The sequence below is a fragment of the Capnocytophaga sp. FDAARGOS_737 genome (assembly GCF_009730375.1).
Taxonomy (GTDB): Bacteria; Bacteroidota; Bacteroidia; order Flavobacteriales; family Flavobacteriaceae; genus Capnocytophaga; species Capnocytophaga leadbetteri.
On the sequence record NZ_CP046316.1, the window covers coordinates 326,245 to 340,276 of the forward strand.

5 protein-coding genes, 2 tRNA genes and 3 rRNA genes are annotated in these 14,032 nt (G+C 41.4%); all 10 read left to right on the plus strand.

Annotation, left to right across the window (positions count from 1 at the left end):
* Positions 1-11: 11 nt before the first annotated feature.
* A complete protein-coding gene (locus FOC45_RS01470; RefSeq protein ID WP_009392476.1) occupies positions 12-740 on the plus strand; it encodes an RNA methyltransferase in 729 nt (242 codons plus the stop codon).
* A gap of 389 nt (positions 741-1,129) precedes the next feature.
* Positions 1,130-1,732 carry a CDP-alcohol phosphatidyltransferase family protein gene (locus FOC45_RS01475; protein ID WP_034540508.1) on the plus strand — a complete coding sequence of 201 codons (603 nt, stop codon included), beginning with the start codon at positions 1,130-1,132 and terminating at the stop codon, positions 1,730-1,732.
* Between the two features lie 55 nt (positions 1,733-1,787).
* On the plus strand, positions 1,788-2,978 hold the full coding sequence (locus tag FOC45_RS01480; protein WP_009392478.1) for a 6-bladed beta-propeller: 1,191 nt from the start codon (positions 1,788-1,790) through the stop codon (positions 2,976-2,978).
* Positions 2,979-3,853: 875 nt separating this feature from the next.
* Positions 3,854-5,365 (plus strand): 16S ribosomal RNA (locus tag FOC45_RS01485).
* Between the two features lie 79 nt (positions 5,366-5,444).
* Positions 5,445-5,518 (plus strand) — tRNA-Ile (locus tag FOC45_RS01490).
* A gap of 95 nt (positions 5,519-5,613) precedes the next feature.
* A tRNA-Ala gene (locus FOC45_RS01495) sits at positions 5,614-5,687 on the plus strand.
* Positions 5,688-5,889: 202 nt separating this feature from the next.
* A 23S ribosomal RNA gene (locus tag FOC45_RS01500) occupies positions 5,890-8,736 on the plus strand.
* Positions 8,737-8,835: 99 nt separating this feature from the next.
* Positions 8,836-8,943: ribosomal RNA gene (rrf, locus tag FOC45_RS01505) — 5S ribosomal RNA — on the plus strand.
* Together the 16S, 23S and 5S rRNA genes with 2 tRNA genes alongside form the textbook arrangement of a ribosomal RNA operon.
* Positions 8,944-9,011: 68 nt before the next feature.
* A complete protein-coding gene (gene dtd / locus FOC45_RS01510) occupies positions 9,012-9,464 on the plus strand; it encodes a D-aminoacyl-tRNA deacylase (protein ID WP_009392515.1) in 453 nt (150 codons plus the stop codon).
* A gap of 181 nt (positions 9,465-9,645) precedes the next feature.
* Complete coding sequence (gene cas9 / locus FOC45_RS01515) at positions 9,646-13,953, plus strand: type II CRISPR RNA-guided endonuclease Cas9 (protein ID WP_009392516.1); 4,308 nt, start codon at positions 9,646-9,648, stop codon at positions 13,951-13,953.
* The last annotated feature ends 79 nt before the right edge of the window (positions 13,954-14,032 follow it).

Sequence of the window (14,032 nt, forward strand, 5' to 3'; positions counted from 1 at the left end):
ATAATATATTTATGCTTAGCAAAAATCAAGTAAAATTAATTCAGAAGTTACACCACAAAAAATATCGTAACGAGCTGAACCTCTTCATAGTAGAGGGCAAGAAAAGTATCAACGAATTTCTACAAGCAGGCTACACCCCCCAGCTGCTTATCGCTACTGAAGCCTTTACTACCAGCGTGCCACAGCATCTTATTACACCTGTTAGCAAAGACGAATTGCGCAAGGTCAGTACCCTCCAAAACCCCGATGAGGGCTTAGCCGTTTTTCAGCAGCCTAAGCACAAAGGCATTTTGCAAGAGGGCGTTATTGTAGCACTCGACAATGTACAAGACCCTGGCAATCTGGGCACTATCATCCGCCTATGCGATTGGTTCGGAGTCGAAACCCTACTCTGCAACACCCAAACGGTCGATTGCTACAATCCCAAGGTGGTACAAGCCACTATGGGCTCGCTTACCCGCGTAGCAGTGCATTACCTCGATTTAGCCGCTTTTCTAACCACCACAGCGCTCCCTGTATACACAATGGATTTAGAGGGCGAAAACCTCTATACAGCCACTTTCCCTAAGGATTGCATACTTATTTTAGGCAACGAAGCCAATGGCATCAGTTCAGAGGTACGCGCCTTATCCAATGAGGTGATTACGATTCCCCGCTTTAGCCAACACCAACGCACCGAGAGCCTCAATGTAGCGATGGCAGGAGCGATTATTTTAAGTGAAGTTATGGGGCATCATTAGAAAATTTTTCTAAATACACCTATCCTATACAATCGATATAGGAAGGATACAGGAACACCGAACAATCACCGAAGGATTAGCGAAGGATTAGCGAAGTACAAACGTCCAACAATCGACCTTAAAACAGAAAAAAGTACTATACCCACCAGTATATTAAGTATTCTCTTTTATTCAATAAAATCATATTTTTCGTGTATACTTGCCCGTCACATCTCCCCCTTTGAAGGGGGCTGGGGGGGATGTTAATACCCCCGTTTGCCCGTCACATCTCCCCCTTTGAAGGAAGTCCGCGAGCTAGCGCAGCGGAGTATGTGTTAGGGGGGATGTTAATACCCCTCCCACTTTTAGCACGATTTTTGCATCACATTCTAAAACCTAACACCTACAAGATGCCCCTACCTTATATATTAATACTGTTTCGCTTTTTATTAGCTCCCACTATATTCTGGATAGCCTACGCCACCCCCGAAAGCGTAGCCCGCCCCGCTATTGTCATCGCAATAGTAGTAGGACTCCTATCCGACATCTTCGATGGCATCATAGCCCGCCATAGGGGCATTAGCACCGTAAAGATGCGCCGCCTCGATAGCCAAACCGATTTAGTCTTCTGGCTCTCAGTGGGGGTAGCCTGCTATTGGCTCAATCCCGCCCTAATTACAGCCTACCGCTATCAGATTATAACCCTATTCGTTATGGAAGCCCTCTGCTATGGTTTGAGTTTTTTGCGCTTTGGCAAAGAGACCTGCACCCACGCCTTCCTTTCTAAAATATGGGGACTTACCCTTCTCATAGCCTTTGTCTCCCTTATTGGTTTTGGGTATGGCGGCTTCCCATTGCAGTTAGCTATCTATTGGGGACTATTATCCCAAACCGATGTCATTCTTATTATATTATTGCTCCCCCGTTGGCAAAACGACATCCCCAGCGCCTACCACGCCTACCTTATCAGAAAAGGAAAGACTATCAAAAAAAATAAATGGCTGAATAGTTAGGATAGTTAGAAAAAAGTACTATATTTGCGGCTCAATTATAAACTTTTAAAAACGTATGAAATTACCAATCATTTTAGGGCTTCTTACCGCCTCTATTACAGCCAGCTTTGCACAGCCTTTTCGCGACACTACTGTGCTACAATTAGCCGACACCAAAGTGCTAACAGCAGAAACTTCCCAAGCCCAACACTTAAACCTAAACCCTTTTTTAGTAAAGGACAAAGAATTCGATTTTGGAGCGCTACTCAAAGAAATCAATTTCGTACCTTTAGAGACCACGGCACAAAGCCGTTTAGGGCAGATTCGCAAAGTCGTTACCACTGCCGAACACATCTATATTATGGACGACCTTGATGAGTCGGGCATAGTCATTTTCACTCGGCAAGGGAAATTCGTAAAGCGTATTCCTAATGGCAAGAAGCCAGAACAACTCTATCGCCTTTATGACATCGATTTTAATACCCAAACCAATGAACTGATTGCTTACAAACGTTCCTTTCTTCTTATTTTTGATAAAGAAGGCAATTTCCTTCGTTTCAAATACCTGCCTATAGGCTTTCTCAATATGGCAGCTACCCCCGACGGATATGTGCTAAAATCGCTTGTAGGGCAAAATAAAAACTTAGGCGACAAAAGCAACTACCGTTTGCAGTTTATAAATAAAGACCTCAAGCTCAATGCGGTAGCGCTACCCGATAAAGAGAGCAAAGCCTTTTCGGCTAAAAGTTACCTTTATAGAGTAGCCGATTTGGTAAAGATAACAGCCGAAATATCCGACACTATCTATCAATATAACCCTAAAGACAACAAATTGGCAGCAGAGTTTATTTTAGATTACGACCACAAACTGCCACGTTCGTATATTTATGGCAAAGATTTTAGTGTTTTTGAAAATGCTATACGCGACCATAATTATAACTATTGTATAGGCGATTATATCGAAACCACTCATCACAATGTGTTTTTTATTTCTAATAAAACAGCCAATGTTGTAGTTTACCGCGATAAGCACAGTGGCAATATGGTAGGAGGGGGTATAGCCCAAAGCAAACAAGGACTTCCTTTCTTAGCCTTCCCTGATAGTTTTTATGATGATCAGCTTATCAAGTATTATTATCCAGGGGAAAATGATTACGAAGTGCTAAAAGAGATGCCATTTCTTTCTGAAGCCAATAAGAAGAAAAGCGAATCCTTCAAAAAAGGCGATAATCCCATTCTAATTTATTACACGTTGAACAAGTTCTAAAGAGATAACTAAAGAAATAAAGAGATATAGAAATGTAGAAATATTTTTTGATAAAGAACTTCGGAAAAAACTTTGCTAAAAGCTATAGGAATACCCACTATAGCTTTTAGCAAAGTTTTTTTGCACAATATCCCACCCGTCCCTACATCATATTGTTCGTGTATGCTTGCCCGTTGCATCTCCCCCTTTGAAGGAAGTCCGCGAGCTAGCGCAGCGGAGTATGTGTTAGGGGGGATGTTACTCCCAAGCCTCCCACCTATCCCTACATCATATTGTTCGTGTATGCTTGTCCGTCGCATCTCCCCCTTTGAAGGAAGTCCGCGAGCTAGCGCAGCGGAGTATGTGTTAGGGGGATGTTTCCTCCCAAGCCTCCCACCTGTCCCTACATCATATTGTTCGTGTATGCTTGTCCGTCACATCTCCCCCTTTGAAGGAAGTCCGCGAGCTAGCGCAGCGGAGTATGTGTTAGGGGGGATGTTACTCCCAAGCCTCTCACCTGTTTCTATATCATATTGTTCGTGTCTGTTTGCCCGTCGCATCTCCCCCTTTGAAGGAAGTCCGCGAGCTAGCGCAGCGGAGTATGTGTTAGGGGGGATGTTTCCTACCAACCTCCCAAAAAACTTTCTCTCACTAACCTCTGATTTCCAACCACTTAACCATCATCCTCAAAAAAACTTCAAAAAAAAGTGTCAAAAAATTTGCAGAATTAAAAAAACGCCGTACCTTTGCACCCGCAAATGAGACGATAAGTGCTCTTGCAAAAAGAAACAACACGTACATTGACATAATGTTGTACAGCACAAAAAGATTTAAAGAATCGAGTGAAACCTGAAGTCAATAACTTAAAAATCGGTTAGAAGAAATTAAAGATTTTAACGATGAAGAGTTTGATCCTGGCTCAGGATGAACGCTAGCGGCAGGCCTAACACATGCAAGTCGAGGGAGGAGCCTTCGGGCTTCGACCGGCGTACGGGTGCGTAACGCGTATACAATCTGCCTTTCACATAGGGATAGCCCGAAGAAATTTGGATTAATACCTAATGGTATATAGGGATGGCATCATTTTTATATTAAAGCTGAGGCGGTGAAAGATGAGTATGCGTTCTATTAGCTAGTTGGAGAGGTAACGGCTCCCCAAGGCGACGATAGATAGGGGTTCTGAGAGGGATATCCCCCACACTGGTACTGAGATACGGACCAGACTCCTACGGGAGGCAGCAGTGAGGAATATTGGACAATGGTCGGAAGACTGATCCAGCCATGCCGCGTGCAGGAAGACGGCCTTATGGGTTGTAAACTGCTTTTGCAGGGGAAGAATAAGGACTACGCGTAGTTTGATGACGGTACTCTGCGAATAAGCATCGGCTAACTCCGTGCCAGCAGCCGCGGTAATACGGAGGATGCGAGCGTTATCCGGAATCATTGGGTTTAAAGGGTCCGTAGGCGGGCTAATAAGTCAGAGGTGAAAGCGCTCAGCTCAACTGAGCAACTGCCTTTGAAACTGTTAGTCTTGAATGGTTGTGAAGTAGTTGGAATGTGTAGTGTAGCGGTGAAATGCTTAGATATTACACAGAACACCGATAGCGAAGGCATATTACTAACAATTAATTGACGCTGATGGACGAAAGCGTGGGGAGCGAACAGGATTAGATACCCTGGTAGTCCACGCTGTAAACGATGGATACTAGCTGTTTGGTTGTAAGACTGAGTGGCTAAGCGAAAGTGATAAGTATCCCACCTGGGGAGTACGCACGCAAGTGTGAAACTCAAAGGAATTGACGGGGGCCCGCACAAGCGGTGGAGCATGTGGTTTAATTCGATGATACGCGAGGAACCTTACCAAGGTTTAAATGGAGACTGACAGGTGTAGAGATACGCTTTTCTTCGGACAGTTTTCAAGGTGCTGCATGGTTGTCGTCAGCTCGTGCCGTGAGGTGTCAGGTTAAGTCCTATAACGAGCGCAACCCCTGCCATTAGTTGCTAGCGAGTCGAGTCGAGCACTCTAGTGGGACTGCCGGTGCAAACCGTGAGGAAGGTGGGGATGACGTCAAATCATCACGGCCCTTACATCTTGGGCTACACACGTGCTACAATGGTCGTTACAGAGAGCAGCCACTGCGTGAGCAGGCGCGAATCTATAAAGACGATCACAGTTCGGATCGGAGTCTGCAACTCGACTCCGTGAAGCTGGAATCGCTAGTAATCGGATATCAGCCATGATCCGGTGAATACGTTCCCGGGCCTTGTACACACCGCCCGTCAAGCCATGGAAGCTGGGGGTACCTGAAGACGGTCACCGAAAGGAGCTGTTTAGGGTAAAACTAGTGACTGGGGCTAAGTCGTAACAAGGTAGCCGTACCGGAAGGTGCGGCTGGAACACCTCCTTTTTAGAGACGACCGATGTTATAGACGAATAGAAGGATAACACCTTTTCTTTAAATCTTGCTGGACAACAAAAAAACAAGCAGTCTCATAGCTCAGCTGGTTAGAGCGCTACACTGATAATGTAGAGGTCGGCAGTTCGAGTCTGCCTGGGACTACGAAAAGATAAGCTGAATTGAGGAAATTCTAGGAGCTGAAGAGTTAGATAGTTAAATGGCTAACGACTAACGACTAATAACTAACGACTAAACACGGGGAATTAGCTCAGCTGGCTAGAGCACCTGCCTTGCACGCAGGGGGTCAAGGGTTCGAATCCCTTATTCTCCACAACACGCACCCACAAGTTCCCTCTCCTTTGGAGAGGGTTAGGGTGAGGAAAACAGTACATTGACATATTGGGATAAAAAGCATAAGAGATCAATAATAGATTATTGATAATCTAACGAAAAAATATTAAAAAGAATCAAAGAGAACGAGGTATTTTCTTAATTTAGAATTTAAAATTCAGAATTAAGAAAGACTACAAGCGCGAAAAGTTATGTAAGGGCGTATGGGGGATGCCTAGGCTCTCAGAGGCGAAGAAGGACGTGATAAGCTGCGAAAAGTTGCGGGGATTGGCACATACGATTAGATCCGCAAATATCCGAATGGGGCAACCCAGTACATTGAAGATGTACTACACCGATTGGTGGGCAAACCTGCTGAACTGAAACATCTTAGTAGGCAGAGGAGAAGAAAACAAAAGTGATTCCCAGAGTAGTGGCGAGCGAAATGGGAGCAGCCCAAACCCATATTGTTACGGCAATATGGGGGTAGTAGGACCCAGATATAGGTTGTAAAACTGGATTAGAAGTGTTTGGAAAGACACACCATAGAGAGTGAAAGTCTCGTATAGGTACAGCTTTATAAATCTTATGGGTATCCTGAGTAGGTCGGGGCACGTGGAACCTTGACTGAATCCGCCGGGACCATCCGGTAAGGCTAAATACTCCTGAGAGACCGATAGTGAACCAGTACCGTGAGGGAAAGGTGAAAAGAACCGTGAATAACGGAGTGAAATAGACCCTGAAACCATACGCTTACAAGCGGTCGGAGCAGCGTCAGCTGTGACGGCGTGCCTTTTGCATAATGAGCCTACGAGTTACTGTTACCAGCGAGGATAAGTATTTCAGATACGAATCCGTAGCGAAAGCGAGTCTGAATAGGGCGATAAATAGTTGGTAGTAGTAGACGCGAAACCTGGTGATCTACCCTTGGGCAGGTTGAAGCGCTGGTAACACAGCGTGGAGGACCGAACTGGTTGTCGTTGAAAAGACTTCGGATGACCTGAGGGTAGGGGTGAAAGGCCAATCAAACTGGGAAATAGCTCGTACTCCCCGAAATGCATTTAGGTGCAGCGTTGATGCGAGTTTAATAGAGGTAGAGCTACTGATTGGATGCGGGGGTTTCATCGCCTACCAATTCCTGACAAACTCCGAATGCTATTAAATGCTCATCAGCAGTGAGGGTATGGGTGCTAAGGTCCATATCCTAAAGGGAAAGAACCCGGACCATCAGCTAAGGTCCCCAAATATATGCTAAGTTGACCAAACGCGGTCTGACTGCACTGACAGCTAGGATGTTGGCTTGGAAGCAGCCATACATTTAAAGAGTGCGTAACAGCTCACTAGTCGAGCGGTTGGGCATGGATAATAAACGGGCATAAGCATATTACCGAAGCTATGGGGTTATTACTTGAAGTAATATACCGGTAGGGGAGCATTCTATTGGCGTGGAAGCTAAAGGCGTGAGCCATAGTGGAGCCTGATAGAAAAGAAAATGTAGGCATAAGTAACGATAAGGCAGGCGAGAAACCTGCCCGCCGAAAGATCAAGGTTTCCTCAGCTATGCTAATCAGCTGAGGGTTAGTCGGGGACTAACGCGAACCCGAGTAGGGGTAGTGGATGTACAATAGGTTAATATTCCTATACCATTAGTCTGTTAAAAGTGACGGAATGAGATAACTACCGCGTACTGACGGAATAGTACGTTTAAGGAGTTGTTATGACTTCGAAAGTACGCTGAGGCTTCGGCCGAGGTGAGTGTGGTGACAACGTTTCCAAGAAAAGCGAAGGCTAATGCCCGTACCGTAAACCGACACAGGTGATTGGGATGAGAATTCTAAGGCGCTCGAGAGATTCATGGCTAAGGAACTAGGCAAAATAGACCTGTAACTTAGGGAGAAAGGTCGCCTATCATTAGATAGGCCGCAGTGAAAAGGTCCAAGCGACTGTTTATCAAAAACACAGGACTCTGCAAAATCGAAAGATGAAGTATAGGGTCTGACACCTGCCCGGTGCTGGAAGGTTAAGAGGAGAGCTTAGCAGCAATGCGAAGGTTTGAATTGAAGCCCCAGTAAACGGCGGCCGTAACTATAACGGTCCTAAGGTAGCGAAATTCCTTGTCGGGTAAGTTCCGACCTGCACGAATGGTGTAACGATTTGGACACTGTCTCGGCCATGAGCTCGGTGAAATTGTAGTATCGGTGAAGATGCCGATTACCCGCAGTGGGACGAAAAGACCCTGTGCACCTTTACTATATCTTCGTATTGGTCTTGGATAAGTGATGCGTAGGATAGGTGGGAGACTAAGAAGCGGCTATTCCGGTAGTTGTGGAGTCATTGTTGAAATACCACCCTTTGCTTATCTGAGGTCTAACTTTGCACAAGGCAAAGGACAATTCGTGGAGGGTAGTTTGACTGGGGTGGTCGCCTCCAAAAGTGTAACGGAGGCTTCTAAAGGTTCCCTCAGCACGCTTGGTAACCGTGCGTAGAGTGCAATGGCATAAGGGAGCTTGACTGAGAGACATACAAGTCGATCAGGTACGAAAGTAGAGCATAGTGATCCGGTGGTTCCGTATGGAAGGGCCATCGCTCAAAGGATAAAAGGTACGCCGGGGATAACAGGCTGATCTCCCCCAAGAGCTCACATCGACGGGGGGGTTTGGCACCTCGATGTCGGCTCGTCACATCCTGGGGCTGGAGAAGGTCCCAAGGGTTGGGCTGTTCGCCCATTAAAGTGGCACGCGAGCTGGGTTCAGAACGTCGTGAGACAGTTCGGTCTCTATCTACTGTGGGCGTTAGAAATTTGCGTGGATCTGACTCTAGTACGAGAGGACCGAGTTGGACGCACCGCTGGTGTATCTGTTGTCTTGCCAAGGGCATAGCAGAGTAGCTAAGTGCGGATGGGATAAGTGCTGAAAGCATATAAGTACGAAACCCGCCACAAGATGAGATTTCTTTTAAGGGTCGTGGGAGATGACCACGTTGATAGGTTACAGGTGTAACGGTGGTAACATCATAGCCGAGTAATACTAATAACCCGTAGACTTTTCGCGCAGCATTCTTTTTAAGGTAATAGTTAGTTAAATATTTGCTTTTTATCCTCATATGTTAAAATATATGGGCTATGTAGTCAGTATGTAGTCTAAATGATTTAAGGTGGTTATAGTCAAAGGTCTCACCTCTTACCATTCCGAACAGAGCAGTTAAACCTTTTAGCGCAGATGGTACTACGCAAGTGGGAGAGTATGTCGCCGCCTTCTTATAAAAAGAGCAATCTAAATAATTAGATTGCTCTTTTTTGTTTTAAATTTTAAATTGATAAACAGATATGAGAGTAGTAATTCAAAAAGTAACACAGGCTTCAGTAAGTATAGAAAATCAAATAGTAGCCTCTATAGATAAAGGCTTATTTGTCTTAGTAGGTATAGAAGATACTGACACTAATGACGATATAGCGTGGCTATCAGCTAAAATAGTCAATTTGCGTGTTTTTGACGATGATAATGGGGTAATGAATCTCTCGGTAAAAGAAGTGGAGGGAGAGGTGCTTATAGTGTCTCAATTTACCTTGCACGCCTCTACTAAAAAAGGCAATCGTCCTAGTTATATAAAAGCTGCTCGTCCAGAGGTAGCCATACCTATTTACGAAGCCTTTATAAAGCAAGTAGAAAGTCTGTTAGGCAAAAGAGTGCCTACAGGGCAATTTGGTGTGATGATGCAGGTCAGCCTATGCAATGATGGACCGGTTACCATTCTTATAGACACCAAAAATAAGGAATAAAAAAAGCCCCGAAGATAGTCGAGGCACTAAATGTTTTCACAACGGAATAATCCTTATTGTGAATTGCTTTCAAATTCTGCGACAAAAGTAAGTATAATATTTTTAATGTACAAATCTTTTTTTAATTTATTTTTACTTTTTATTTCTTTTTGTTATTTTTGCCTCACCAAATTACAAAACAATGAAAAATATACTTGGATTAGATTTGGGTACCACCTCAATAGGTTTTGCCCATATCGTAGAAGATGAAAATAAAGAAAAATCAGAGATTAAGGAATTAGGAGTGCGTATTGTTTCTTTAGCCACAGATGAACAATCCGACTTTGAAAAAGGAAAATCAATTAGCACTAATGCAAATAGAACCCTTAAACACGGAGCAAGGCTAAATCTTGATCGTTATCAACAAAGGCGAAAATTTCTCATAGATTTATTGCAGAAAGCAAATCTAATTACTTCTGCCTCTATCTTGGCTGAAAATGGCAAAAATACCACACATTCTACTTGGCAATTGAGAGCTAAAGCCGTTACCGAACGTATTGAGAAAGAAGAGTTCGCTAGAGTATTACTAGCTATTAATAAAAAAAGAGGCTATAAGAATAGCAGAAAAACAAAAACTGAAGATGAAGGACAAGCAATAGATGGAATGGCTATAGCAAAGTGCCTCTATGATGAAAACCTAACTCCAGGACAGTTATCGTTACAATTACTTCAACAAAACAAAAAACTCCTCCCAGATTTTTATCGTTCAGATTTACAAAAAGAATTTGACCTTGTTTGGAATTTACAAAAACAGTTTTATCCTGATATCCTAACAGATAGTTTTTACAAAGAATTGCAAGGGAAAGGTAAGGATGCTACTTCAAAAGCCTTTTCTAAAAGATATCATTTTGACACAGCTGAAAACAAAGGTTCTAAAGAATCTGTTCGTTTGCAAGCCTATCAGTGGCGTGCGGAGGCTATATCTAAACAACTTTCAAAAGAAGAAGTAGCTTATGTCTTAACCGAAATCAATAATAATTTGAACAACTCAAGTGGCTATTTAGGCGCTATTTCCGATAGAAGTAAAGAACTCTATTTCAATCGTCAAACAGTAGGGCAATACTTGTATGCACAGCTTCAAGAAAATAGACATAATAGTCTTAAAAATAAAGTATTTTACCGTCAGGATTACTTAGATGAGTTTGAACGCATTTGGGAAACTCAAGCTTCATTTCACAAAGAATTGACAGATGAACTTAAAAAGCAAATCCGTGATGTGGTAATTTTCTATCAACGTAAACTTAAATCTCAAAAAGGATTGGTATCATTTTGTGAGTTTGAGAGCAAAGAAATTGAGATAGAAAAAGACGGAAAAGCTATAACTAAAAGCATAGGAGCTCGTGTTGTCCCTAAATCCTCTCCTCTATTTCAAGAATTTAAGATTTGGCAAATACTCAATAACGTTACCTGTAAGAGAAAAGGAATTAGAAAAAAGAAATCATCTGCTAAATCTACTGAATTAGACCTATTCAATGAACCCTCTCAATCAATTTTTAGTTTGGATATGGAGTGCAAGCAACTCCTTTTTGACGAACTGAACCTAAAAGGAGACCTAAAATCGGATAAAGTACTGAAATTATTAGGCTATTCTCCTCAAGAATGGGAAATCAACTACAATCAATTAGAAGGAAATCGTACTCAAAAATCACTCTATGAAGCGTATTTAAAAATTATTGAAATAGAAGGTTATGAGGTGAAAGATATTTTACAAATAAAATCTACAAAAGACGATTGGTCTTTAGATGAATCTCCTCTTTCAGCTTCCGAAATTAGAGAAAGAGTAAAGGTTATCTTCCAAACATTAGGAATATGTACTAAAATCCTTTATTTTGACCCTCTTTTGCCTGTAAAAGAGTTTGAACAGCAGTATTCCTATCAGTTGTGGCATTTGCTTTATTCTTATGAAAGTGATGATTCTACTTCTGGAAATGAAACCCTTTACCGAATCTTAGAAAAGAAATACGCTTTTAAGAGGGAACACGCTACAATACTCGCCAATGTAGCCTTGCAAGATGACTACGGTAGCCTATCTACTAAAGCTATCCGCAAGATATACCCTTATATAAAAGAAAATCAGTATAGCACAGCTTGTGAATTGGCAGGTTATAAGCACTCTAAACTATCTTTAACCACAGAAGAGTTAGAGGCTCGTGAACTGAAAAATATCATTCCACTACTTAAAAAGAATGCTTTGAGAAATCCTGTAGTTGAGAAAATTCTCAATCAGATGATCAATGTAGTGAACGCTTTAATTGAGAAAAACAGTGAACGAGATGCTGAAGGGAAAATTACAAAATATTTTCATTTCGATGAAATTCGCATTGAATTAGCTCGTGAATTGAAGAAAAATGCCCAAGAAAGGTATGAAATGACCCAAAATATCAACAAAGCTAAATTAGAACATCAAAAGATTAGCGAAAAACTTCAGAAACAGTTTGGCATCAAGAATCCTACTAAATCTGATATTATTCGTTATCGCTTGTATCAAGAATTGGAACACAATGGCTATAAAGAACTATATACCAACACCTATATAGCCCCCGATGTATTGTTTAGCAAGAATATAGATATAGAACATATTGTCCCTAAAGCTCGTGTGTTCGATGATAGTTTTTCCAACAAAACATTAGCTTTCAAAGAGTTTAATATCAAAAAAGGAGAATCTACAGCTTTTGATTATATCACCTCTTTAAACTGTGAAGGAGAACTCAATCAATATCTCACCAGAGTAGAGAATGCTTATAAAACAAAAAGCATTTCACTTACTAAATACAAGAATTTACTCAAAAAAGCCTCTGAAATAGGTGATGGCTTTATCAATAGAGACCTGAGAGATACTCAGTACATAGCCAAAAAAGCTAAAGAAATACTTTTCCAAGTAACTAAAAATGTGCTGTCTACCTCAGGAAGTATCACCGATAGATTGCGCGAAGACTGGGGCTTGGTCGATGTGATGAAAGAGCTAAATATGCCTAAATATCAGTCATTAGGACTCACAGAAGTAGAAGAACGCAAGGATGGCAATAAAGTAACTGTAATTAAGGATTGGACAAAGCGCAATGACCACCGTCACCACGCAATGGATGCCCTTACAGTGGCTTTCACCAAACCTTCATACATACAATACCTTAATCATCTCAATGCTCGAAAAGACGAGAATAACAAAAATTATTCGGTTATTTTAGCTATCGAGAAAAAAGAAACAATTAAAGTCCCAATTAATAATGGTAAGAATAAGAGAGTTTTTATAGAGCCTATACTTAACTTTAGACAAGTAGCCAAAAAACACCTCGAAGAAATATTCATTTCGCACAAAGCAAAGAATAAAGTAGTTACCAAAAATATAAATAAACCTGCTGGTACTGACAAACAACAAATCACACTCACTCCAAGAGGTCAGCTACACAAAGAAACTATATATGGTAAATACCAATATTATGTCAATAAAGAAGAAAAGGTAGGCGTAAAGTTTGATGAAAGAACTATCACAAAAGTCTCTAATCCTCTTTATCGCGAAGCATTGCTGAAAAGACTGCAAGCTAATGACAACGACCCTAAAAAAGCCTTTGCAGGGAAGAACGCACTATCTAAAAACCCTATTTATTTAGATGAAGCAAAAACTAAAACTTTACCAGAAAAAGTAAATCTCACCTACTTGGAAGAAGACTTTTCTATCCGCAAAGATATTTCTCCTGATAATTTCAAAGATTTGAAATCTATTGAAAAAGTAATTGACCAAGGAGTAAAGCGCATTCTTATCAAGCGACTCCAAGCCTACGATAATGATCCTAAGAAAGCCTTTGTAGACTTAGAAAAGAATCCTATTTGGCTCAATAAAGAAAAAGGAATTGCGATTAAACGCGTTACTATAAGTGGCGTGAGTAACGCTCAACCTTTGCACATAGGGAAAGACCATTTAGGAAAAACTACTTTAAATAAAGAAGGGAAAGAAGTTCCTGTAGATTATGTAAGTACGGGCAATAACCACCACGTAGCTATTTATAGGGATAAAGAAGGTAATTTGCAGGAACAAATTGTCTCTTTCTTTGAAGCTGTCGTGCGAGCTCAGCAGGGGCTTCCTATTATTGATAAAAACTATAAACAAGCAGAAGGTTGGCAATTTATGTTCACTATGAAACAGAACGAAATGTTTGTATTTCCTAACGAAGCGACAGGTTTTAATCCCGCTGAAATAGACTTGTTAGATCCTAAAAATAAAAAATTGATAAGCCCCAATTTGTTTAGAGTACAAACAATATCAATTGTAAAATATGGAAATAGTGTGGTTAGGGACTTTAAATTTAGACATCATTTAGAAACAACTCTTCAAGATGATAAAATATTACAAGGAATTACTTTTCAACAGATTAAAAGTTTAGAACCCTTAAGGAATATCGTAAAAGTTCGTATTAATCACTTAGGCGATATTGTAAACATAGGCGAATATTAAAAAACTTTTTTAAAACCAATAAAACACCCTTTAAACTATGTTATACCGTTCTATTTACATTGGCAATCCAGCTCATTTA

Coding starts and splice junctions, on each gene's coding strand:
- FOC45_RS01475 (WP_034540508.1), top strand. CDS start 1,130: ATGCCCCTACCTTATATATTAATACTGTTTCGCTTTTTATTAGCTCCC.
- dtd (WP_009392515.1), top strand. CDS start 9,012: ATGAGAGTAGTAATTCAAAAAGTAACACAGGCTTCAGTAAGTATAGAA.
- cas9 (WP_009392516.1), top strand. CDS start 9,646: ATGAAAAATATACTTGGATTAGATTTGGGTACCACCTCAATAGGTTTT.
- FOC45_RS01470 (WP_009392476.1), top strand. CDS start 12: ATGCTTAGCAAAAATCAAGTAAAATTAATTCAGAAGTTACACCACAAA.
- FOC45_RS01480 (WP_009392478.1), top strand. CDS start 1,788: ATGAAATTACCAATCATTTTAGGGCTTCTTACCGCCTCTATTACAGCC.